Raw genomic sequence first — 20439 nt, forward strand, 5'->3', positions numbered from 1 at the left:
CTTCGTCCGAGTCGACCGATTTTCCGCCCCGGTGAGCCCTCACCTAGTCTGGAACGGTGACGGAAACCCTGGTCATCGACACGACCGCCCGCGCCGCCGAAACCCCGGACACCATCCAGCCCTACCTCGAACTGGGACTGGCCGAGGACGAGTACGCCCGCATCCGCGAGATCCTCGGCCGCCGCCCGACCGACGCCGAACTCGCCATGTACTCGGTGATGTGGAGCGAGCACTGCTCGTACAAGTCGTCGAAGAAGCACCTGAGCTACTTCGGCAGGACCACCACGCCCGAGATGCAGGCCAAGATGCTGGCCGGGATCGGCGAGAACGCCGGTGTGGTCGACATCGGCGACGGCTGGGCCGTCACCTTCAAGGTCGAGAGCCACAACCATCCGTCCTATGTGGAGCCTTACCAGGGCGCCGCCACCGGGGTCGGCGGGATCGTCCGCGACATCCTCGCGATGGGCGCGCGCCCGCTGGCGGTCGCCGACGCGCTGCGCTTCGGGCCCGCCGACGCCCCGGACACCCGCCGCGTGCTGCCCGGCGTGGTCGCCGGCGTCGCCGGGTACGGCAACTGCCTCGGCCTGCCCAACGTCGGCGGCGAGGTCGTGTTCGACCCGAGCTACGCGGGCAACCCGCTGGTGAACGCCATGTGTGTCGGCGCGATGCGCACCGAGGACCTGCACCTCGCCTTCGCCTCCGGCAAGGGCAACAAGATCATCCTGTTCGGCGCGCGCACCGGCCTCGACGGCATCGGCGGCGTTTCGGTGCTGGCCAGTGACACGTTCTCCGGTGACGAGTCCGCGGCGGGCCGCAAGAAGCTGCCGAGCGTCCAGGTCGGCGACCCGTTCACCGAGAAGGTGCTCATCGAGTGCTGTCTCGAGCTGTTCGCCAAGAAACTCGTGGTCGGCATCCAGGACCTCGGCGGTGCCGGGCTGTCCTGCGCCACGTCCGAGCTCGCCGCGGCCGGCGACGGCGGGATGCACATCGAGCTGGACCGGGTTCCCTTGCGCGCCAAGGGAATGACCCCGGCCGAGATCCTCTCCAGCGAATCGCAGGAGCGGATGTGCGCGGTCGTCGAACCGTCACAGGTGGACGAGTTCATGGCGATCTGCCGCAAATGGGACGTGATCGCCACCGAGATCGGCGAGGTCACCGACGGCGAGCACCTCGTGATCACCTGGCACGGCGAGACCGTGGTGGACGTGCCGCCGCGCACCGTCGCCCACCAGGGCCCGGTCTACGACCGCCCGGTAGTCCGCCCGGCCGAGCAGGACAAGATCCAGTCCGAGGGCACCGCCGGCCTTGCCCGCCCGAAGACGAACGACGAGCTGCGCGAGACGCTGCTCAAGGTCATCTCCGCGCCGAACCAGGCGTCGAAGGAATGGGTCACCGAGCAGTACGACCGCTACGTCCGCGGCAACACCGTGCTGGCGCAGCCTTCGGACTCCGGCCTGATCCGGATCGACGAGCGCACCGGCCGCGGTGTCGCCGTGTCGACCGACTGCAACAGCCGGTTCGTCTACCTCGACCCGTACCAGGGCACGCAGCTGGCGCTGGCGGAGTCGTACCGCAACGTGGCCACCAGCGGCGCGCAGCCGCTCGCGGTCACCAACTGCCTGAACTTCGGCGCCCCGACCGACCCCGGCGTGATGTGGCAGTTCGAGCAGGCCGTGCACGGGCTCGCGGACGGCTGCGCGCAGCTCGGCATCCCGGTCACCGGCGGCAACGTCAGCTTCTTCAACCAGACCGGGACCACCGCGATCCTGCCGACCCCGGTGGTCGGCGTGCTCGGCGTGATCGACGACGTGCGCCGCCGGATTCCCACCGGCATCGGCGCCGAGGCCGGGGAAACCCTGCTGCTGCTCGGCGAAACGCACGACGAGCTCGACGGTTCGGCGTGGGCGCAGACCATCCACGATCACCTCGGCGGGCGGCCGCCGAAGGTGGACCTGGAGCGTGAGCGGCTGCTGGCCGAGATCCTCGTGGCGGGCTCGCGGGACGGGATGATCTCCGCCGCGCACGACCTGTCCGACGGCGGGCTGGCGCAGGCGCTGGTGGAGACGGTGCTGGTCGGCCAGTGCGGCGCGCGGGCGATCCTCGACGAGGACCAGGACCCGTTCGTCCAGCTGTTCTCCGAGTCCTCGGGCCGGGTACTCGTCGCCGTGCCGCGCACCGAGGAGCTGCGGTTCACCGAGATGTGCGGCGCGCGCGGCCTGCCGTGGCGCAAGACCGGTGTGGTGGACCCGGAGTCCGGCTCGCTGGAGATCCAGGGCATCACCGACTTCGGCCTCGACGAGCTGCGCGAAGCCTGGGAGGGCACGCTACCGAAGCTGTTCAGCTGAACCGTCGTGACGGGCGCCCATCGCTTGGGCGGCGCTAACCCTCGGCGGCGTTGAGCCGGACGCGGCCGTCGACGGTGGCCAGCTCCCATTCCGGTGGGAGCTGGTACTCCCTTTTCGGGTCGACGAACGTGTTGTAGAAGGCGACGCTCTTCGGCATCCGGGTGACGCGGAGATCCGCGTGCTCGCCGAAGGTGGCCTTGGCGAAATCCAGTGTGGCACCGAAATCGGCCCGCAGATCCACATATCCGGCGAACACGGCCTTGCCGAAACTGACCTCGCCGCGGAACTCGGTACCGGTGAAATCGGCCAGTGAGCCGAACTCCGTACCGCTGAACCAGGCCCGCTCCTCGAAAACCGTTCCCTGGCAACGAAACCGGCCGCGTTTGCGGCCCGTTCCCACGACGGCCTTGGTGAACCACGCCGGCCCGGTGAACCGGCTGCGACTGAGATTGGCACTGCTCAACAACGTCGCGTACCGCATGATCAGGGTGCCGATCTTGCGGTCCGTCAGTTCGAAGTACTCCAGCGAAGCACCGGTCAGATCGAGGTCGTAGCCCGGTCCCGGACTGTCCACTGTGGTCAGCAGGTCACCGATCAGCCGTTGCGCGGTGAGCCGGACCGTCAGCTCCCGCTCGGCTTCGGGATCGGATTCCTCGTGCAGGTGGGGATTTTCGAACGGCCGGCGCAGGTACGAGCAGAGCACGTCGAGCACGGTCTGGGTGTACTCCGGCTCGCTCCGGGCGACACCGGCGAGCGCGTGCATGGCGCCGACGCGGACCTGATCCGCTTCACTGCCAAGGAGTTCGATGGCCTTCGCGAACCGTTCGTCGACCACCCGGCTGCGGTCGCGCTCGGCACGCAGCGCCTCCAGCTCGTACCGCTCGCGTTCGGTCCGCTGCCTGCCCTCCTCGACCTTGCGGCGCCTGTCGTTGAGCCACAACGCATACAGCGCGACCACCGCGCCTGCCGCCAGGCCGCCGGTGCGCAACGCGTCGGCCCGGGTGGTGGCGGGGTCGGTGAGCAGCCAGCCGCTGACACCCACCAGCAGGAGGACCGAAAGCACGAAGGTGCCCAGCAGCGGGGATTTCCACGATGGCCGCCCAGTCATGAGCGAACCCTAGAGGGTGCGCTGCAGCAACATCGTGTCGATCCAGCGGCCGTGTTTGAAACCGACGTTGACGAGCCTGCCGGAGTCGACGAAACCGCGGCGGCGGTGCAGCGCGGGGGAGGCGCCGTTCGTGCCGGTGTCCGCGATCACGGCGATCACCTCGCGGATTCCCGCTGCCGCACAGGCTTCGAGCAACGCGTCGAGGAGCAGCCCGCCGATGCCCTGCCCGGTGGCGCCCGGCGCGAGGTAGATCGAGTTCTCGACCGTCTGCCGGTACGCCGGGCGGGTCTTCCACGGCGTGCAGTAGGCGTAGCCCGCGACCTTGCCGTCGGATTCGGCGACGAGGAACGGCAGGCCGGCCTCCCCGACGTTGGCGAACCGGCGAGCCCACTCGGCCTCGTTCGGCGACGTCAGCTCGAACGTCACCAGGCTGTTTTCCACGTAGTACGCGTAGATCTCCGCGATGGCGGCCAGATGTTCGGGCCGGGCCGGTTTCACTATAGGAGAATCAGTCACTACTATAGAATACATGGACCTCGGGGCACTGGGCGAGAGAATTCAGGCGGCACGCGGTGAACGCGGTCTCACCCTGCAAGCGCTCGCCGAACGCTCGGCCGTCAGCGTCAGCATGCTCTCGTCGGTGGAACGCGGGGCGAAGGCGCCGACCGTCGTGGTGCTCGACCGCATCGCGAACGGGCTCGGCATCCCGCTGGCGGAGCTGCTCACCCAGCCGGAACGAGTGGTCATCCGGCGCGCCGCGGACCAGGACACGGTGCGCGAGCCCGGCGGCTGGCAGCGGACGATCCTCACGCCGGTGGTGCCGGGCGTGAACTTCGAATGGATCCGCTCCGAGCTACCCCCGCACTGCGAAGCCGGCACCTACGCGCCCTACGCGGCGGGCTCGCACGAGTTCATCGCCGTGCACTCGGGCGAACTGACGCTCACCGTCGACGGCGAAACGATCGTGCTGGGCGCCGGCGACTCGCTCTACCTCGCCGCGGACGTGACCTTGAGCTACGCCAACCGTTCCGGCCACCCGTGCACGTACTACGTCGCCGCGCTGATCATGCGCCCGCGCCGTCCGGGCCTCGGCGTCCGGGCCGCGGAATGAAGAAGGGCCGCACCACGCCGAAGCGTGCTGCGGCCCCTTCAGGACTGTCGATCAGTAGAAGTCGAAGTTGTCGATGCAGGCCTGGTTGTCGGAGATCTCGTCGGTGCTGATGAAGCCACCGCTGATCGTCTCCCCGCCGACGGAGCCCTTCAGGTCACCGAGCCCGATGCCGTCGATCCCGGACATCTCCGCGCTCAGCTGCGCCCCCTTGGAGGTGGCGTCCTGGACACTCGTCTGGATGTCGGAGACGTCGGCCTGGCAGACCAGCGCCATCGCGCCCGCGCTGTCCCCGCTGTTGACCTTGCTCAGGAAGTCCTGCGCCACCACGTTGTAGGAGTCGCCGCTGCCCGACGAGCTGGAGCTCGACGAGGTGGGCGTGCTGCTGCTCCGGCTGGTGCGGGTGCTCGACGAGGAGCTCGAGCCGTTCTCGCTGATCTTGATGTCCTGCCAGCACCACTTGTTGTTCTGGTTCTGCAGGGTGCCGGTGGCCGTGCCCTGGTCACCGTCCACGGTGACGCCGACGGTGGCCGTCGCGCTGGTCCCGTTGACCTGCACCCCGGACAGCGTCGCCTTGTCGACGGCCGAGATGTCGTCGATCGCGCTCTTGACGTCACCGGTCGCGTTCGCACAGGTCAGACCGGTCAACGCGGCCTTGTTGTGGCTGTTGATGTTCGCAACGATCGATTGCGCCAGCGTCTGCGCGCCGTTGTCCCCGGACTCCTTCTTGTCGCCGACGAAGAACCCCGGCACCCAGAAACCGGTGATACCCAGCGCCGCGAGGATCACCACGATGCCGACGGTGAGCCCGATCCACAGGCCCTTCTTGCTGCCGCCGCCACCGGGCGGCTGGCCGCCGTAGCCGCCGGGCGCACCGAACTGGCCGGTGGGCGGGTAGCCACCGCCGCCGGACTGGTCGTAGCCCGGGTAGGGCTGGGGCTGGGTGTACCCCGGTTGCTGGCCATAGCCGGGCTGCTGCCCGTAACCCGGCTGCTGGCCGTACTGCGGGTTGCCCTGCTGAGGGAAGCCACCGGAAGTCGGGTAGCCCCCCGGCTGCTGCTGGCCGTACCCGCCTGGCTGCTGCCCGTAGGGATCGGGCTGCTGGCCGTAATCCGGCTGTCCCGGCTGCGGTGGATAAGTCATCGACGTCGCCTTTCAACAGTCACTACGCCCGTCGGACGTATCGCCGCTCTGCCCGGTTCCCCCCGGCCCAGAACAGAAAAACTACGCGAACAGGGCTCCCGGCCTGCAGACCGGGAGCCCTGATTGTGATCAAAACTCAGTCGTGGTTGGTCGCGAGGACCACCAGACGGTCATAAGCACCATTGAAGGTGTCCTGGTCAATAGGGCTGGAGCTGTACTGCCAGAAGGTGTAGACCCCCCAGCCGGTGGGCAGGGTGCCGACGCTGGAGGCGTAGCGGGCGACCCACAGCGGGTTGGTCGCGCTGAAGTCGCCGCCCGCGCACTGGTTCCACCAGCTCGCGCTCGTGTAGATCGTCGGATACTTGTTCGTCAGTGCGTGATAGGTGTCACTGAAATCCTTGACCCACGCCGTCATCGCGCTCGCGGAAAGGCCGTAACAGGTCGCGCCGTAGGGGTTGTACTCCATGTCGAGCGCGCCGGGCAGCGTCTTGCCGTCGCCCGACCAGCCACCGCCGTGCGCGACGAAGTACTGGGCCTGCGCGGCGCCGCTGGAGGTGTCCGGGGTGGCGAAGTGGTAGGCGCCGCGGATCATGCCGACGTTGTAGGAGCCGTTGTACTGCTGCGCGAAGTACGGGTTGGTGTACGTGGTGCTTTCGGTCGCCTTGACGTAGGCGAACTTGATGCCGTTGCTCCAGTGGCTCGCCCAGTCGACGTTGCCCTGGTAACCGCTTACATCGATGCCCGGCACGGTCGCGGTGGCCGTGACGCCGTCGAGGTCGAGCCCCTGCGGTTTGGCGGCCGCGGACCTGGTCTGGGCGTTCGACTGATCGCCCTCCACGCGGCGGATCTGCGAACCCATCGGATGGTCGTGCTGCGCGACGTACTCGTCTGCCGTCATCCCGGCCGGGACCCCAGTGACCTGCTCGTCGGCGCCTGCCGGGCTCAATGTGCCGAGCAGCAGCACACTGGCGGAGGCGAACACGACGGCCGCGGCGAACGAGCGCCGTCTTCTTCGTGACTCGGACATGAGCTGACCCTTCTCAAGTTGCCCTCGCGGTCCGGACGGCAAGTGCAGGGAGCCGTCCGCGCGTGATTCTTTATGACGACAAGCCGACTTGTCATCAAGTTCCGTGAACTTCGGCTGTCAGGTGAGTGATTTACGCGTGTCCGCGACCGGAATCCGACTTTCGTAGTCGCCCTTGTGGACTAGACCATCACCGGTCGGTGGCGAAGGCGAGCACGCCCGACTGCGTTCCGGCGAACAGGTTCTGGTCGCCGGGGAGCGCGCCGGAATCCGCGTACTGCCAGATCGTCTGCCGCTTCCAGCCCGCGGGCAGCACGCCGATTTCGGTGTTGTACCTGGCGAGCCACAGTGGATTCGCGCCGAATCCCGCATTGTTGCCGGTGCATTTCGTCCACCAGCTCGTCGAGGTGTAAATCGCCGGTAACCGGCCGGTGCGCGCGCGGTAGGTGTTCGAGAAATCGGCGAGCCACTGGCTGATCGCCTGCGGAGTCATCCCGTAACAGGCGTCGCCGTACGGGTTGTACTCGGCGTCGATCGCGCCCGGCAGCGTGCGGCCGTCGTCCGACCAGCCGCCGCCGTGCGCGAGAAAGTAATCGGCCTGCGCGGCCCCGCTGGAAACGTCGAACCGCGCGAAGTGATAGGCGCCGCGCACCATTCCCACGTCGTACGCGCCGTCGTACTGCTGGCCGAAACTGGGATTGGTGTACCCGGTGCCCTCGGTGGCCTTGACGTACACGAACCTGCCGCCGTTACCCCAGGCCGCGCCCCAGTCGACGGTGCCCTGGTGCCCGCTCACGTCGTGCCCGAGAAGCCCGTTCGAATCCGCGTACCGCGGGGGCGGGCCGACACCCTCGACGCGGGCGATCTCCGTTCCGGCGGATGTGGCGTCCGCGCGGCTGTAGTCCGCGGTGGTGGCTGCGGACTGGCCGACGCCGAACGTCAGCCCGCCCGAAACGCACAATGCGGCGGCAATACACCACGACCGCCTGAGACTCCAACGACACACGGTGACTCCCATCCTCCCGGAGTCACAATGCCTCTATAGAGCACACTTAGCGAATCGGTTGTCACCCTGCAGAGTGATCAACACCGAGAAATTCTTCAGCGACCCTCTTCGTGCAGCGCCTGGGTGAGATGTTCGGCGGGCACCACCGCTGTCACCACGTCGTGGGGATTGATCGCGACCGGGTGACCGGCCAGCAACGGAACCATGTCCCGGCCGAGCACCGCGCGTGCATGCGGCCATTCGCGCGGCACGAGCGACTTCGACGTGTACGCGGGCACCAGCACCTGGCCGTCGGTGTTGTGGAAACCGATCACGGTGCGCTGCAGCGGGGAGAGCGCGTAGACGAACAGCGTGGCGTGGAGGATCACCGGCGGCAGGTCCTCGGCTGGCCGGTGATTGGTCCGGACCAGCTGTAGCAGTCGCTCGAGCTCGTTGCGGGGTTCGGGAAATCCGAGTGCCTTCGGCGAGGGACGGTAGCGGTCGTTGGGGTGGAAGTCCTCCACGATGCCGCCCGAGGCGTTCACCGGGTAGGCGCCGACGACGGCCCACGACGGGACCGGGCCGCCGGGGTCGAAGGCTTCGTCGATCACGTACAGCCAGCTGTTGGGGTTGGCCCTGGCGTTGGCGCGCATCTCTTCGGTGATCTTGGGCTTGCCGAGCCTGCCGGCAGGCTGGGGATTCGGTACGAGCCGGTCTGCTTCGTCCCGCTGCGCCATGTTCAACCCCACGTCTCGCGTGCTTTGCTGCCGAGGTTCACTCTACTGTTCCTCCCATGCCCACCTCGCGTTCGGTCGACCCCGCAGAGTTACGCGCCGCGGTACAAGCGATCTCGGCTTGGTTGAGCGGAGAAGAGGAGAAGCCGGCGCGTCCGACGCTGGCCGCGGCCGTGCGGCTCAGCCTACGCGCACTGGCCGCCGACGCGCCCGGACGAAGCGTCGAGGTCCGGGTTCCGCCGTTCGCCGCCGTGCAGTGCGTCGAAGGGCCGCGGCACACCAGGGGTACCCCGCCGAACGTGATCGAGACCGATCCGCGGACCTGGCTGGAACTGGCCACCGGCCGTCTAAAGTGGACAGACGCGGTCGAGGCCGGCCGGGTTTCCGCATCCGGAACCCGGGCCGACCTCTCGCACTGGCTGCCTGTCGTGCGGCTTTAGCTCAGGGCTTGCGGCCGATGCCGCCCGCGATGCAGTGCTGGACCTGGTTGAGCTCCCGGAGCTGCGGGCCGTCCGGCCACCAGTCGACGCAGCGGACCACGCCGGGCGTCACCATCTCCAGCCCGTCGAACAGCGCCTCGATCTCGGGCAGGGTCCGGAACGTGCCGGAGCCCATCATGCTGTGGCGGAAGGCTTCTTCCATCCTGCGGGCCACGGTGCTGTGCTCGTTCTCCGGATCGAGGAAGTGGCTGATCACCACGTACGAGCCCGACGGGATGCGCTCGATGTACTTGCGCATGATCCTGGCCGGGTCGTCCCGCTCGCCCTCGTAGTGGTGCAGCGTGCCGACCTGCAGCAGCGCCAGCGGCTGCTCCAGGTCGAGGAAGTCGTGCAGGTAGTGGTTCTCCATCAGCGTTTCGGGCTGGAAGATGTCCTCGGCGATGAAGTGCGTGAGCTCGTTCTCCTCCAGCAGCGCGCGGCCGTGCGCCAGCACCACCGGGTCGTTGTCCACGTAGAGGACGCGCGTGTCGGGGTTGAGTCGCTGCACGACCTGGTGCGTGTTCTCCGCCGTCGGCAGCCCCGAGCCGAGGTCCAGATACTGCCGGAGGTCGGTCTGCGACGCGAGGAACCGGCACGCCCTGATCAGGAACCCGCGGTTCTCGGTGGCCAGCTCCTGCGCTTCCGGGGCGGCCTTCTGCACCCCCCGCAGCACCTCCCGGTCGATCTCGTAGTTGTCCTTGCCGTTCAGGAACGCGTCATAGACTCGGGCGATGCTCGCCCTGGTCGGATCGACGCCCACTGGGACCGCGGTCGGGTAGGAGGCTGCGGTATCGGTCATCAAATTCTCCCCGATTGGGATGATCGGCGGTGTGTTGTAGGGCACACCTAGCGTAGTGGCGTCCATCGTCCGGGTAAATGGACGTCCACTCTTGACCGCGGCCCAGCGCGGTGTACCTTCGGTAGTCGGGCTATTTGCGCCCTGATGAACCCGGCACCAGGAAGGCTCATCCGATGTCCTTGGTCGACCCTCCCGATCCAGAGCAGGGAACCGGACCGACGGCGCGGCGGATGATCCTGGGGACGCAGCTGCGTCGCTTCCGCGAATCGGCCGGCATCTCGCGAGCACAGGCCGCGTGGGAGATCCGCGCTTCGGAGTCCAAGATCAGCCGGATGGAGCTCGGCCGCGTCGGCTGCAAGGAGCGCGACGTAGTCGACCTGCTGACCATGTACGGCGTGCACGAGCAGTCCATTCGCGACTGGGCCGTGGACATGGTCAAGATGGCCAACCAGGCCGGCTGGTGGCGCAGCTTCAACGACAGCCTGCCCAGCTGGTTCGACAACTACATCGGCCTCGAGGAAGCAGCCACCCGCATCCGCACGTACGAGCTGATGTTCGTGCCCGGCCTGCTGCAGACCGAGTCCTACGCCAGGGCCGTCACCAGCCACGGCGACCCCGACAGCGACGACCCAAAGGTGCAGAACCGCGTCGAAATCCGGATGCGGCGCCAGAAACTGCTGGTCGGCCCCAGGCCGCCGCGGCTGTGGGCAGTGCTCGACGAAGCCGTGCTGCACCGCCCGGTCGGCAGCTTCGCCGTGCTGAAGGAACAGATCGAGCACTTGCTCGAAGCCATCAAGCTGCCCAACATCTCACTGCAGATCGTCCCGTTCGAGAACTCGGGCTACGCCGCTGAAAGCGCTTTCTCGCTCCTGCAGTTCGCCGAGCCGGAACTGCCGAACATCGCCTACCTCGAGCACCTCAACGGCGCGTCGTACCTGGAGAAGCCGGACGAGCTCGAGCTCTACGGCCGTGCATTCGACCGCCTGACGGTGGACGCGGAAACACCCGATCGAAGCAGGCAGAAGCTGATCAAGCGGCTTGCCGAGATCTAGCTCCGTTTTTTCGTCACGGAGGGTCATTTTTCTCGCGGCGTAATTCGCCGAATTTTCACCTGATGAGTGAAAGCTGCGGACACCCTGCTTGACCCGGCGGTAATCACCCCACCGCGTGCCTGCACGTGCATTTACTCGTGCATTTACGTGTGCACCGCCCAGTGGTAACTTCCTCCCTACAGTGCAAATGCACGTGCATCTGCACTGGCCGAATCAGTCGATCGGGGAAAGGTGACGGCGATGGTCGAACGCATCTTCAACGGGATGGCGGCAGATCTGTTGACCGACGCGTCCTGGCGCAAGAGCAAACGCAGTGGCGCGCTGGGGAACTGCGTCGAGGTGGCCGAACTGGCCTCCGGCGAGATCGCGGTGCGCAACTCGCGCTTCCCCTCGGGCCCGGCGCTGGTTTACACGCGTGCGGAAATCGCCGCGTTCGTCCTCGGCGCGAAGGACGGCGAGTTCGACGATGTCCTCAGCTGAGGAAGGTGGCGCGTCCGTCGACGCCCGCCTGATGGACCTGATGGACCGGGGCTACAAGTTCCTGCACCCCCGGGACGGCGAGGGCCGGGTGGTGGCCGTCGTCGGGATCAGGGCGCACGGATCGGTGATCGACGTCCTCCGGCTCGACGCCGAGGACGACGTGGTCGCGTTCCGGGTACCGGGCGACGAGTCGAACGTCCTCGAGCCGCGCAAGATGCTGTGGCGCTGCCGCGGCGAGGCGCACGAGGTGCTGGACGAGCTGCTCTCGCTGGCCGACGACTACCTCAACGCCGACGGCACTCCGGTCAAGGGCTGCTGGGTACCCGGTGAAGGCGGACGGGCGAAATGGCTCGCTCCGGCCCGCTGACCCCTCACCCGGTCCGGCGACGAAAGCGAGCCGAAGGTCACGTTGTGTTGTCGCCTCCCGGACCCCGGGGCGACTTACACTGAAGAGGCCGTGCCCTCGTCTCCAGGGAGCATCTTCGTGGTTGCCGACCACAACTCGCTTGACCAGCCGGAATCCGAACCCAAGGAAGAATGCGGCGTCTTCGGTGCCTGGGCACCGGGCGAAGAAGTCGCGAAGATGGCCTACTACGGGCTGTACGCCCTGCAGCACCGCGGCCAGGAGGCCGCCGGGATCTCGGTGGCGGACGGCAAGCAGGTCGTCGTTTTCAAGGATCTGGGCCTGGTCAGCCAGGTCTTCGACGAGCAGGTGCTGTCCTCGCTGCAGGGCCACGTCGCCGTCGGGCACTGCCGGTACTCCACCACCGGCTCCTCCACCTGGGAGAACGCCCAGCCGACCTTCCGCACCACCGCCACCGGCAGTGGGCTTTCCTTCGCCCACAACGGAAACCTCGTCAACACCGCCGAGCTGCGGGACCGCACGCTGGCCGCCGGGATCAAACCCCACGCCGGGCTGACCGGCTCTTCCAGCGACTCGGACCTGGTGGCCGGACTGCTCGCGGCCGAAGCCGCGGACAAGGGCCTCGAAGCCGCCGCGCTGGAGCTGCTGCCCACCCTGCGCGGCGCGTTCTGCCTGGTCTTCTCCGACGAATCCACGCTCTACGCCGCTCGTGACCCGCACGGCGTGCACCCGCTGGTGCTCGGCAGGCTCGAGCGCGGCTGGGTGGTCGCGAGCGAGACGGCGGCGCTGGACATCATCGGCGCCTCCTTCGTCCGCGAGGTCGAGCCGGGCGAGCTGATCGCGATCGACGCGGACGGGCTGCGCTCGTCGCGGTTCGCCAACCCCGACCCCAAGGGCTGCATCTTCGAGTACGTCTACCTGGCCAGGCCGGACACCTCGATCGCGGGCCGCAGCGTGCACGCCACCCGCGTGGACATCGGCAAGCGGCTGGCGCAGGAGAACCCCGTCGAGGCGGATCTGGTGATCCCGGTGCCGGAGTCCGGCACGCCGGCGGCGATCGGGTACGCGCAGGCGTCGGGCATCCCGTACGGCTCGGGCCTGGTCAAGAACGCCTACGTCGGGCGCACGTTCATCCAGCCGTCGCAGACCATCCGCCAGCTGGGCATCCGGCTCAAGCTGAACCCGCTGCGCGACGTCATCCGCGGCAAGCGGCTGGTGGTGGTGGACGACTCGATCGTCCGCGGCAACACCCAGCGCGCGCTGGTCCGGATGCTGCGGGAGGCGGGCGCGCTGGAGGTGCACGTCCGGATCGCGTCGCCGCCGGTGCGCTGGCCGTGCTTCTACGGCATCGACTTCGCCTCGCGCGCGGAGCTGGTGGCCAATGGCGCCGACCTCGACGGCATCCGCAGGCTCATCGGCGCCGACTCACTGGGCTACGTCTCGCTCGACGGCCTCGTCGCGGCCTCCGAGCAGCCGAAGTCCCGGCTGTGCACGGCCTGTTTCAGCGGTCAGTACCCGATCGAGCTGCCGGACGACGCGCTCATCGGCAAGCACCTCCTGGAGGGCATGGACGGCGGGCCCGCCCTGTCGGTGACCCCCGCCGGGTACGGTGCTGAGGATGCCGTCCGGCGTCCGTGAGCCTTGAACGAGTCTGGAGTCCGCTGGCCGTGAGCGAGTCCGTCAACGCCACCTATGCCGCCGCCGGGGTCGACATCGACGCCGGGGACGAGGCGGTCGAACTGCTGAAACCGCATGCCGAGCGGACGAGCAGGCCCGAGGTGCTCGGCGGGGTCGGCGGGTTCGCCGGGTTGTTCTCGCTGAAGCTCGACAGGTGGAAGGAGCCGGTGCTCGCGTCCTCCACGGACGGAGTCGGCACCAAGATCGCGGTCGCGCAGGCGCTGGACAAGCACGACACGGTGGGCATCGACCTGGTCGCGATGGTCGTCGACGACCTGGTGGTCACCGGTGCCGAGCCGCTGTTCCTGCAGGACTACATCGCGGTCGGCAAGGTCCGCCCGCAGCGGATCGAGGCGCTCGTGTCCGGTATCGCCGAGGGCTGCGTCCAGGCGGGCGCGGCGCTGCTCGGCGGGGAGACGGCCGAGCACCCCGGGCTGATGGGCGAGCACGACTACGACCTGTCGGCCACCGGGATCGGGGTGGTCGAGGCCGCGGACGTGCTGGGGCCGGACAGGGTCCGCCCTGGTGACGTGGCCATCGCGATGGGCTCGTCCGGGCTGCACTCCAACGGCTACTCGCTCGCGCGCCACGTGCTGCTCGAGATCGCCAGGATGCCGCTGGAGGGCCACGTCGAGGAGTTCGGCCGCACGCTGGGCGAAGAGCTGCTCGAGCCCACCCGGATCTACGCCAAGGACTGCCTGGCGCTGGCCGCCGAGGCCGAGGTGCGCACGTTCGCGCACATCACCGGCGGCGGCCTGGAGGCGAACCTCGCCCGCGTCATCCCGCACGGCCTCGAGGCGAGGCTGGAGCGCGGCACGTGGACGCCGGCGCCGGTGTTCGCCCTGATCGGGCAGCGCGGCAAGGTCCAGCGCGCCGAGATGGAGAAGACGTTCAACATGGGCGTCGGCATGGTCGCCGTGGTCGGCGCCGAGGACGTGGACAGGGCGCTGGCCGTGCTGACGGCGCGGCACGTCCCGGCGTGGGTGCTCGGCGAGATCCGCACGTCGGACAACGCCGAAGGCCCGCGCGCGGTGCTTTCCGGTGACCACCCGCGGTTCTAAAACCAGTGGTCGGCAGCCGGGCTCGCCGGGGATGATCGGGACATGGTCACGGATCTCGCTGTCACCCGCCGCCTGGTGATCCCGGCCGGCGAGTTGCACGAGCGCTTCTCCCGGTCCTCCGGCCCCGGCGGCCAGGGTGTGAACACCACCGATTCCAGGGTGGAGCTGTCGTTCGATGTCGCCCGCTCACCGTCCATTCCGGACGATCTGCGCCCGAGGCTGTTGGCACGGCTGGCGAATCGGCTGTCCGACGGCGTGCTGACCATCGCGGCGAGCGAGCACCGCGCCCAGCTGGCGAACCGGGAAGCCGCCCGGCTCCGCCTTGTCTCGGCGTTGCGTGACGCGGCCGCGCCACCCCCGCCGAAACGGCGTCCCACCAAACCGAGCCGTGGTTCGAAGGAACGCCGTCTGGCGCAGAAAAAGCGCCGCAGCGACGTGAAACGCGGGCGCCGCGGCCGTTTCGACGACTAGCCGACGGGCTCCCGCACCGCTGTTGTCCGGGACCTCTGCACCGGAATGACCAACGGCTCGTTCCGGTCGGCCCAGCCACAGGTGAGCGTCGCGCTGGCGGCGACGCCGAGCGTGTTCAGCAGGACGTCGTCGGTCGAAGTGACCCGGCCCGAATGCAGGAAATGCTGCACGAGCTCGATGCACACCGACACCACGAACGCGAGGAATGTGATCCTCGGGATCGAGCGCAAAGCGCCCACCCGCAACGGCACCAGAAGCCCGAGCGGGGCGAGCAGCAGCAGATTCCCCGCGATCTGCCACAGCGAACCGTCGCCGGTGAACTCGGTGAGGATGTCCGAACCGGGCATCAGGTGCAGCGAGCTGCTCCGCGCGGATCCGATGGGGATCATCGTCAACGCGAGGATTTCCAGTGATACCAACAGAATGCCGATGTCCAGCCCGGCCGTGCCCGCCGCGACCCACGCCGGCCGGGTGCGTGCGCGCCAGTTGGTGAGCAGCCGCCAGCCGAACAGTGCGAACGGTAACGCGATGATCGTGACCGGAACCAGAACCCCGAAACTGACCGACAGAACTCCCACGCGCACCCCTTCCCCGACGTACAAAAACGATCTTCGCAGCGGAATCGGGGAACGGCAGAGCCAATCGAGTGCTCTTTGAGGTGAAATCCTGTCGGGTCCGCGTGTCGTTTCCGGGACGTTAACCGCTTTGCTGCTAACGCATCGCCAAGGACAGCGCGCTATCCAGAATGCGTTGCAGATGCAGGCCCCGGCGCACATCGCACGGATGCTCCGTGGTGCCGGTGGCGATCATCGCGGCGAAATCGTCGAGCAGCGACGTGTACCGCTCGACGCCGGGAACCGGCTGCCTGGCGAGGCTGCGGAAACCGTGCTCGCCGAACACCGCGAGATCGGCCACCGTCGGCTGCACCGGCAGGTTGATCGACAGCGTGGCCGTGCTCGTCGCGCCGCCCTCGTGCGCGAAGACCAGTTGCCACAGGTCCCGCGGAGTGCGATGCGCGGCCACGACCTCGACGATCGGGCCGAGCGCGGCGTCGAGGAGATCGATGATGTGCGGGCCGACGTCGGCCAGCGCGCCATCTTCGTGCCGCCACGGCGAAGCGCTGTACGGGCCCGCGAGCAGAGCGCCCGAAAGCCAGCGCGCTGTGCCGCCCGTCCAGCCGCCGTCCGCGGCGAGCGCGGCCAGCCATTCCCTGGTTTCCGTGGCATAGCGCAAAGTCAGCACGACCAGGCTCGCGACGCCCGCGCCGGTGACCGCCTCGACGAGCCGCTCGGCGGCGGGAACGTCGGGCGCGATCGGCTTTTCGAGGATCACGTGCTTGCCGGCCTCGGCCGCGCGCACCGCCAGCTCCGCCTGCACGACGGGCGGCACCGCGAACGCGACCGCGTCGACCTGGCCGAGCAGCTCCTCGAAGGAATCGGCGACGGCGGCGCAGTGCACGTCCGCCAGCTCACGAGCCGCTTCCGCGCGACGAGCCCAAACCGCCGTCAACGTGACACCGGGATGGTTGGCCAGCCCCGGCGCGTGCACCGACTTCGCCCACGGGCCCGCGCCGACGAGGCCGACGCGGAGCGGATCGCCGGAAGTCATTCGTAGGAGTAGAAGCCGCGGCCGCTCTTCTTACCGAGCAGGCCCGCGTCGACCATGCGCAGCAACAGCGGCGGCGGCGAGTACAACGGCTCCTTGAACTCGTCGTACATCGACTCCGCGATGGCCTTGATCGTGTCCAGGCCGATCAGGTCGGACAGCCGCAACGGCCCCATCGGGTGCGCGGTGCCCAGCTCCATCCCGCGGTCGATGTCCTGCGCCGAGGCGAACCCGGACTCGATCATGCGGACGGCCGAGAGCAGGTAGGGCACCAGCAGCGAGTTCACGATGAAGCCCGCACGGTCCTGCGACCGGATGACCGTCTTGCCCAGCAACCCGGTGGCGTGCTCCTCGGCGCGCTTGACCGTCTCTTCGCCGGTCAGCAGCGAGGGCACCAGTTCCACCAGTGGCAGCACCGGGACCGGGTTGAAGAAGTGGATGCCGACCACCTGGGCGGGGCGGCCGGTGGCCATGCCCAGCTTCATGATCGGGATCGAGGAGGTGTTGGACGCGAAGATCGCGTCCTCGCGCTCGACGATCTTGTCCAGCGAGCGGAAGACCTCCAGCTTGGCGGCCTCCTGTTCGATGACCGCCTCCACCACGAGATCGCGGTCCGCGAAGGCCGCGAGGTCCGTGGTGAACACGAGGCGGTCCAACGCCGCCGCCGCGTCCTCCTCGGAGAGCTTGCCGCTGCGGACACCGCGTTGCAGCGACTTCTCGATCCTCGCCCTACCCGCGTCCAACGCGGGCTGGCTGACTTCGGTGACCACCACGTGGGCGCCCGCTCGCGCGTGCACCTCCGCGATCCCCGAGCCCATCAGCCCGGCACCGATGACGCCTACCCGCTCAATGTCCGCCACGCCAGCCTCCTAGCTCGATGCGAACTCGGACAGCACGAGGAACGAGGGCAGGCTCCGGGAACCCCGGAGCCCACCCTCGCTTCTCGACTGTCGTCAACGACGGTAGTCGTCGTCGTACTGATCCGCGTACGGATCCTCGTACCCGTCGTCCTCGTCGTGAGAGTTCTGAGAGGATTTACCTGACAGCTCGCGCTGCAAAGCATCGAAGTCCGTGTCGTGAGTGCTGTATTTGAGCTCTCGCGCCACCTTCGTCTGCTTGGCCTTAGCCCGGCCGCGCCCCATGGCTCGACCCCCTCGCACAGGGACGGGGCGGCCGGGGGAAACGGCGGCCCCGCATGTCTCGACAACTATTTCCTGTCCATACCGTACCTTGTCGCGGGGGGAGAATGCGACGTGGCTTCTCCTCCCGTGGCGAGAGTCTCTCCGGCTTCCCCGACTCGGTGCGCGCCGACGGGTGGCGACGTGCCACGATTCAACGGTGCTCCGACCGTTCGTTGCCTATCTCCGGGTCTACGAACCCCTGTCCGCTTTCGGCGAACCACCCTCTGACCAGCTACGGAAGGCCGTCGAGGCCGCCACGCTGACGAGAGCGTCGGCAGGCGAGCGAGAGCAGCGCATGTGGCTCAAATCACAGGCCGCGGCGCCGGTCCGGCTTCTCCCGGCGGAGCTTGCCGACGGCCGCGCGGCGCCGAGCACGAACACCGACGTTCTCGTGCTGGATCCGGCCGAGGTGCCCGGCGCGAAGGGGTCCGCGCCCCTGGTCTGTCCGCTCGAACTCCGGGCCCGTTCCGCCGCCGCGCTGGTGAGTTTCCTCGGCGACGCGTCGCCCGCGCTGAAGGCGACGGTGCTGGAAGCGGGCGGCGTCACGGCAGACTCGGTGCGCTCCCGCACGAGCGCCGCGCTCGGTGAGTTGAACAAGGCGGCCGTGCACGTCCTATCCACCACGTGGACGGTGCCGCTGCCGTGGTTCGCGCTGGTGGATCCCGACCAGCGGCGGTTGAACCTCGGCACGGGACTGACCGACCCGGAGCGTGAACTGTCCTGGCGCGTTTCGATGGCCGACGCGCTGCGCCGCGCGGCCGAGGCCCGCGAGCTGGTGGAGTCCACCCTCGGCGATTCGGGGCCGACGCGGATCCTCGTCGAGACCGAACACTGGCTGGGCAACTTCGACCCGGATTCGGTCGTGGAACTGGACTACGGCGGGCTCGTGCAGCTGATCGGCGACCCGATCCTGGAGTCCGACACCTCGGCCGAGGAGGTGCACGCGATCCTGGAAGCCCTGCGCACCGGGGCCGTCGAGCAGCTGGCCGAACTCTTCAACGATCTCCGCGAGTACTGGAGCGAGCTGGCCGCCCGCGAGCACTTCAACTAGACGTCGTCGCGGGCGCGTTCGGCGGCCAGCAGGTCGTCGACCGAGGCGGCGCCTTTGGCGTAGCGGGCGGCGATTTCGGAGTTGAACAGGTCGACCACCGCCTGCACCTCGCGGCGCCGGGCGGACACCGAGGACTCTTCCTCGGTGTAGTCGCGCAGGGTCCCGACGAGCTTCTCGTCGGAGAGTGAGACCACGTCGGACAGATCCGAATTGCCGACCAGCGCCTCGGCCTGCCTGCGATGGTCACCCGCGCGCGAAGGCTCCAGCACCTGGTGCCGCCCCGAGCCACGAGCCGGGCGGAGCGCGTTGTCGGACAGGATCGTGGCCAGCTGGTCGACGATGCTGCTCTCACTGCCGCCGCTGCTTCGCCGCTGCTGTTCCGCACGCACGATGTCGATCCGGGCGTGCAGGAGCCTGCGCAGGTAGGAGAGGTCTGTCTCCTCCTGCGCGGCCTCGTCACGGCGCTCGCGGAGCTGCCCCAGCGACAGCTGCGCCAGGCCCTCCACGTAACCGGGGGCCAGGACGCGGTCGATGCGGCGGCGTCCTCCCGGCCGGACTTCGATCACGCCGACATCCTGCTCCATGCGCCGGGAGTACGCCAGGTCGGGTTCGCCCAGTCAGCCACGGAGCCTCGCCGCCGCGGCCCGGCCCGGCGCGGCGCCTTCCGCCGGCACCGAGTCCGGGTCGACCGCCGCCTGGACCACCCTGTCCTCGTCACCTGCGAGGAGTTCGGCGTCCACCGGCGCGGAACGCTTGAGCAACGCCAGCGCGACAGGGCCCAGCTCGTGGTGCTGTGCCACGCTGCCGATCCGGCCGACCACTCGTTCGCCGAGCCTCACCGGATCACCCGTCTCGGGGTAGATCTCGGGCGAGCCGTCCAGGTGCAGCAACACCATCCGCCGCGGCGGGCGGCCGACGTTGAACACCTTCGACACCGTCTCCTGCCCGCGGTAGCAGCCCTTCGCGACGTGCGCCGCGCTGCCGATCCAGTTCACCTCGTGGGGGATGGTGCGCTCGTCGGTGTCCACCCCGAGCCGCGGCCGCAGGGATTCCACGCGCAACGCGTCGAACGCCCAGGTGCCCGCCGGGCGCGCGCCGGCGTCGGTGATCCGCCGCCACCACGTCGTCAGCTCCGCGCGCGGGACCACCAGATCGACACTGCTGCGCCCCGGCCACGGCATCCGCCGGGCGAAGCCGCCATCGAACGCGCTCACCGAGTACGGTTCCGCGCCGAGCGTGATGTCCAAAGTGGACATAATCCGGTCCGCGTCGGGGCCGAGCAGCGTGAGCAACGCCAGCTCGCCGGTGACGTCCTCGATCTCCACCTTGGACCAGAACTTCATGGCCTCGAAGTACTCGCGCAGCGTCTGCGGGCCGCCCTTCGGCAGCGCGCCGGTGGCCTTCGCGCCCGGGTCGCTGTCCAGGTACACGGTTTCGCCGATGTGCGCGAGCACCATGTGCGTGTCGATGTGGCCCTGGCTGTCCAGCACGAGCGCCTCGGTGCCCGTGCCCTCGGCCAGTTCGGTGACGTGCTGGGAGATGACCAGGTGCAACCAGGACAACCGCTCCGGCCCGGTCACCTTCAGCACCTCGCGGTGCGAGCGGTCGACCACCGCGACACCGCGCGTGGCCGTGCGCTGCTCGGCGAACGGGTCACCCCAGTGCCAGGGCACGCCTTGTTCCGGATGGCCGTCCGGTGGCGCGATCGATCCAGGAGCTTCCAGCAGGGGTGACTGACAAGTCATACCTTCGATGGTAGGTGAGTACGGTGG

Annotated in this window: 23 protein-coding genes; 10 read left to right on the plus strand and 13 right to left on the minus strand. The window is 68.6% G+C overall.

The genetic code is table 11. The features are described 5' to 3' along the window. Positions 1 to 56: 56 nt before the first annotated feature. On the plus strand, positions 57 to 2345 hold the full coding sequence (purL, locus tag FPZ12_RS15150; RefSeq protein WP_144747118.1) for a phosphoribosylformylglycinamidine synthase subunit PurL: 2289 nt from the start codon (positions 57 to 59) through the stop codon (positions 2343 to 2345). Between the two features lie 34 nt (positions 2346 to 2379). On the opposite strand, the gene FPZ12_RS15155 is transcribed toward purL, so the two are convergent. Further along, positions 2380 to 3453: a pentapeptide repeat-containing protein gene (locus tag FPZ12_RS15155; RefSeq protein ID WP_144747117.1), complete on the minus strand. Its 1074-nt coding sequence runs from the start codon at positions 3451 to 3453 to the stop codon at positions 2380 to 2382. A 9-nt stretch (positions 3454 to 3462) separates the two neighbouring features. Beyond that, positions 3463 to 3969 carry a GNAT family N-acetyltransferase gene (locus FPZ12_RS15160; RefSeq protein ID WP_424923608.1) on the minus strand — a complete coding sequence of 169 codons (507 nt, stop codon included), beginning with the start codon at positions 3967 to 3969 and terminating at the stop codon, positions 3463 to 3465. 13 nt (positions 3970 to 3982) lie between these two features. Between FPZ12_RS15160 and FPZ12_RS15165 the strand changes: the two genes are divergently transcribed. Beyond that, a complete protein-coding gene (locus FPZ12_RS15165; protein WP_144747115.1) occupies positions 3983 to 4564 on the plus strand; it encodes a helix-turn-helix domain-containing protein in 582 nt (193 codons plus the stop codon). Positions 4565 to 4615: 51 nt separating this feature from the next. Here FPZ12_RS15165 and FPZ12_RS15170 read toward each other — a convergent pair whose 3' ends face one another. From FPZ12_RS15170 to FPZ12_RS15185, 4 genes are all read right to left on the minus strand, one after another. Further along, the gene (locus FPZ12_RS15170; RefSeq protein WP_144747114.1) at positions 4616 to 5704 is read right to left on the minus strand and encodes a hypothetical protein; all 1089 of its coding nucleotides are present in this window, start codon (positions 5702 to 5704) and stop codon (positions 4616 to 4618) included. 136 nt (positions 5705 to 5840) lie between these two features. Continuing rightward, positions 5841 to 6731, minus strand: a complete 891-nt coding sequence (locus tag FPZ12_RS15175; protein WP_144747113.1) for a lysozyme — start codon at positions 6729 to 6731, stop codon at positions 5841 to 5843. Positions 6732 to 6918: 187 nt separating this feature from the next. Continuing rightward, positions 6919 to 7746 (minus strand): lysozyme, encoded by an 828-nt coding sequence (locus FPZ12_RS15180; RefSeq protein ID WP_144747112.1) that lies wholly within the window; start codon positions 7744 to 7746, stop codon positions 6919 to 6921. Between the two features lie 83 nt (positions 7747 to 7829). Further along, entirely contained in the window at positions 7830 to 8450 is a 621-nt protein-coding gene (locus tag FPZ12_RS15185) for a type VII secretion system-associated protein (protein WP_208025853.1), read from the minus strand. A 56-nt stretch (positions 8451 to 8506) separates the two neighbouring features. Between FPZ12_RS15185 and FPZ12_RS15190 the strand changes: the two genes are divergently transcribed. After that, positions 8507 to 8887: a sterol carrier family protein gene (locus FPZ12_RS15190; RefSeq protein WP_166462747.1), complete on the plus strand. Its 381-nt coding sequence runs from the start codon at positions 8507 to 8509 to the stop codon at positions 8885 to 8887. Position 8888: 1 nt separating this feature from the next. Here the strand turns inward: FPZ12_RS15190 and FPZ12_RS15195 are convergent, their stop codons facing one another. Continuing rightward, positions 8889 to 9686, minus strand: a complete 798-nt coding sequence (locus FPZ12_RS15195; protein ID WP_166462752.1) for an SAM-dependent methyltransferase — start codon at positions 9684 to 9686, stop codon at positions 8889 to 8891. Between the two features lie 212 nt (positions 9687 to 9898). On the opposite strand from FPZ12_RS15195, the gene FPZ12_RS15200 reads away from it, so the two are divergent. The 6 genes from FPZ12_RS15200 to arfB all read left to right on the plus strand — a co-directional run bounded on the left by FPZ12_RS15200 (position 9899) and on the right by arfB (position 14830). Beyond that, a complete protein-coding gene (locus FPZ12_RS15200; RefSeq protein WP_144747110.1) occupies positions 9899 to 10777 on the plus strand; it encodes a helix-turn-helix domain-containing protein in 879 nt (292 codons plus the stop codon). A gap of 240 nt (positions 10778 to 11017) precedes the next feature. Then, on the plus strand, positions 11018 to 11257 hold the full coding sequence (locus tag FPZ12_RS15205; RefSeq protein WP_144747109.1) for a DUF397 domain-containing protein: 240 nt from the start codon (positions 11018 to 11020) through the stop codon (positions 11255 to 11257). After that, positions 11244 to 11624 (plus strand): hypothetical protein, encoded by a 381-nt coding sequence (locus tag FPZ12_RS15210; RefSeq protein WP_144747108.1) that lies wholly within the window; start codon positions 11244 to 11246, stop codon positions 11622 to 11624. The genes FPZ12_RS15205 and FPZ12_RS15210 overlap by 14 nt, the downstream gene beginning before the upstream one ends. Positions 11625 to 11741: 117 nt before the next feature. Further along, positions 11742 to 13259: an amidophosphoribosyltransferase gene (gene purF, locus FPZ12_RS15215; protein WP_144747107.1), complete on the plus strand. Its 1518-nt coding sequence runs from the start codon at positions 11742 to 11744 to the stop codon at positions 13257 to 13259. Between the two features lie 29 nt (positions 13260 to 13288). After that, positions 13289 to 14359: a phosphoribosylformylglycinamidine cyclo-ligase gene (gene purM / locus FPZ12_RS15220; RefSeq protein WP_144747106.1), complete on the plus strand. Its 1071-nt coding sequence runs from the start codon at positions 13289 to 13291 to the stop codon at positions 14357 to 14359. Between the two features lie 42 nt (positions 14360 to 14401). Next, the gene (gene arfB, locus FPZ12_RS15225) at positions 14402 to 14830 is read left to right on the plus strand and encodes an alternative ribosome rescue aminoacyl-tRNA hydrolase ArfB (RefSeq protein ID WP_144747105.1); all 429 of its coding nucleotides are present in this window, start codon (positions 14402 to 14404) and stop codon (positions 14828 to 14830) included. On the opposite strand, the gene FPZ12_RS15230 is transcribed toward arfB, so the two are convergent. From FPZ12_RS15230 to FPZ12_RS15245, 4 genes are all read right to left on the minus strand, one after another. Continuing rightward, positions 14827 to 15408 (minus strand): VanZ family protein, encoded by a 582-nt coding sequence (locus FPZ12_RS15230; RefSeq protein WP_166462748.1) that lies wholly within the window; start codon positions 15406 to 15408, stop codon positions 14827 to 14829. The two genes, arfB and FPZ12_RS15230, sit on opposite strands and share 4 nt — an antisense overlap. A gap of 133 nt (positions 15409 to 15541) precedes the next feature. Then, entirely contained in the window at positions 15542 to 16438 is an 897-nt protein-coding gene (locus FPZ12_RS15235; protein WP_144747103.1) for a Gfo/Idh/MocA family protein, read from the minus strand. Next, entirely contained in the window at positions 16435 to 17295 is an 861-nt protein-coding gene (locus FPZ12_RS15240) for a 3-hydroxybutyryl-CoA dehydrogenase (protein WP_144747102.1), read from the minus strand. The genes FPZ12_RS15235 and FPZ12_RS15240 overlap by 4 nt, the downstream gene beginning before the upstream one ends. 93 nt (positions 17296 to 17388) lie before the next feature. Next, the gene (locus FPZ12_RS15245; protein ID WP_144747101.1) at positions 17389 to 17577 is read right to left on the minus strand and encodes a DUF3073 domain-containing protein; all 189 of its coding nucleotides are present in this window, start codon (positions 17575 to 17577) and stop codon (positions 17389 to 17391) included. A 196-nt stretch (positions 17578 to 17773) separates the two neighbouring features. Between FPZ12_RS15245 and FPZ12_RS15250 the strand changes: the two genes are divergently transcribed. Then, positions 17774 to 18667 (plus strand): DUF8083 family protein, encoded by an 894-nt coding sequence (locus tag FPZ12_RS15250; protein WP_144747100.1) that lies wholly within the window; start codon positions 17774 to 17776, stop codon positions 18665 to 18667. On the opposite strand, the gene FPZ12_RS15255 is transcribed toward FPZ12_RS15250, so the two are convergent. Together FPZ12_RS15255 and ygfZ are read right to left on the minus strand one after the other, a co-directional pair. After that, positions 18664 to 19233: an RsiG family protein gene (locus FPZ12_RS15255; RefSeq protein WP_144747180.1), complete on the minus strand. Its 570-nt coding sequence runs from the start codon at positions 19231 to 19233 to the stop codon at positions 18664 to 18666. The two genes, FPZ12_RS15250 and FPZ12_RS15255, sit on opposite strands and share 4 nt — an antisense overlap. A gap of 51 nt (positions 19234 to 19284) precedes the next feature. Next, positions 19285 to 20412, minus strand: coding sequence for a CAF17-like 4Fe-4S cluster assembly/insertion protein YgfZ (gene ygfZ, locus FPZ12_RS15260; RefSeq protein ID WP_144747099.1), 1128 nt, complete (start codon positions 20410 to 20412; stop codon positions 19285 to 19287). Between the last annotated feature and the right edge of the window lie 27 nt (positions 20413 to 20439).

It is taken from the genome of Amycolatopsis acidicola (assembly GCF_007713735.2).
Classification (GTDB): domain Bacteria; phylum Actinomycetota; class Actinomycetes; order Mycobacteriales; family Pseudonocardiaceae; genus Amycolatopsis_E; species Amycolatopsis_E acidicola.

Coding starts and splice junctions, on each gene's coding strand:
- FPZ12_RS15200 (WP_144747110.1), top strand. CDS start 9,899: ATGTCCTTGGTCGACCCTCCCGATCCAGAGCAGGGAACCGGACCGACG.
- FPZ12_RS15175 (WP_144747113.1), bottom strand. CDS start 6,731: ATGTCCGAGTCACGAAGAAGACGGCGCTCGTTCGCCGCGGCCGTCGTG.
- FPZ12_RS15205 (WP_144747109.1), top strand. CDS start 11,018: ATGGTCGAACGCATCTTCAACGGGATGGCGGCAGATCTGTTGACCGAC.
- FPZ12_RS15185 (WP_208025853.1), bottom strand. CDS start 8,450: ATGGCGCAGCGGGACGAAGCAGACCGGCTCGTACCGAATCCCCAGCCT.
- FPZ12_RS15245 (WP_144747101.1), bottom strand. CDS start 17,577: ATGGGGCGCGGCCGGGCTAAGGCCAAGCAGACGAAGGTGGCGCGAGAG.
- FPZ12_RS15180 (WP_144747112.1), bottom strand. CDS start 7,746: ATGGGAGTCACCGTGTGTCGTTGGAGTCTCAGGCGGTCGTGGTGTATT.
- FPZ12_RS15170 (WP_144747114.1), bottom strand. CDS start 5,704: ATGACTTATCCACCGCAGCCGGGACAGCCGGATTACGGCCAGCAGCCC.
- FPZ12_RS15235 (WP_144747103.1), bottom strand. CDS start 16,438: ATGACTTCCGGCGATCCGCTCCGCGTCGGCCTCGTCGGCGCGGGCCCG.
- FPZ12_RS15190 (WP_166462747.1), top strand. CDS start 8,507: ATGCCCACCTCGCGTTCGGTCGACCCCGCAGAGTTACGCGCCGCGGTA.
- ygfZ (WP_144747099.1), bottom strand. CDS start 20,412: ATGACTTGTCAGTCACCCCTGCTGGAAGCTCCTGGATCGATCGCGCCA.
- FPZ12_RS15165 (WP_144747115.1), top strand. CDS start 3,983: ATGGACCTCGGGGCACTGGGCGAGAGAATTCAGGCGGCACGCGGTGAA.
- FPZ12_RS15210 (WP_144747108.1), top strand. CDS start 11,244: ATGTCCTCAGCTGAGGAAGGTGGCGCGTCCGTCGACGCCCGCCTGATG.
- arfB (WP_144747105.1), top strand. CDS start 14,402: ATGGTCACGGATCTCGCTGTCACCCGCCGCCTGGTGATCCCGGCCGGC.
- FPZ12_RS15155 (WP_144747117.1), bottom strand. CDS start 3,453: ATGACTGGGCGGCCATCGTGGAAATCCCCGCTGCTGGGCACCTTCGTG.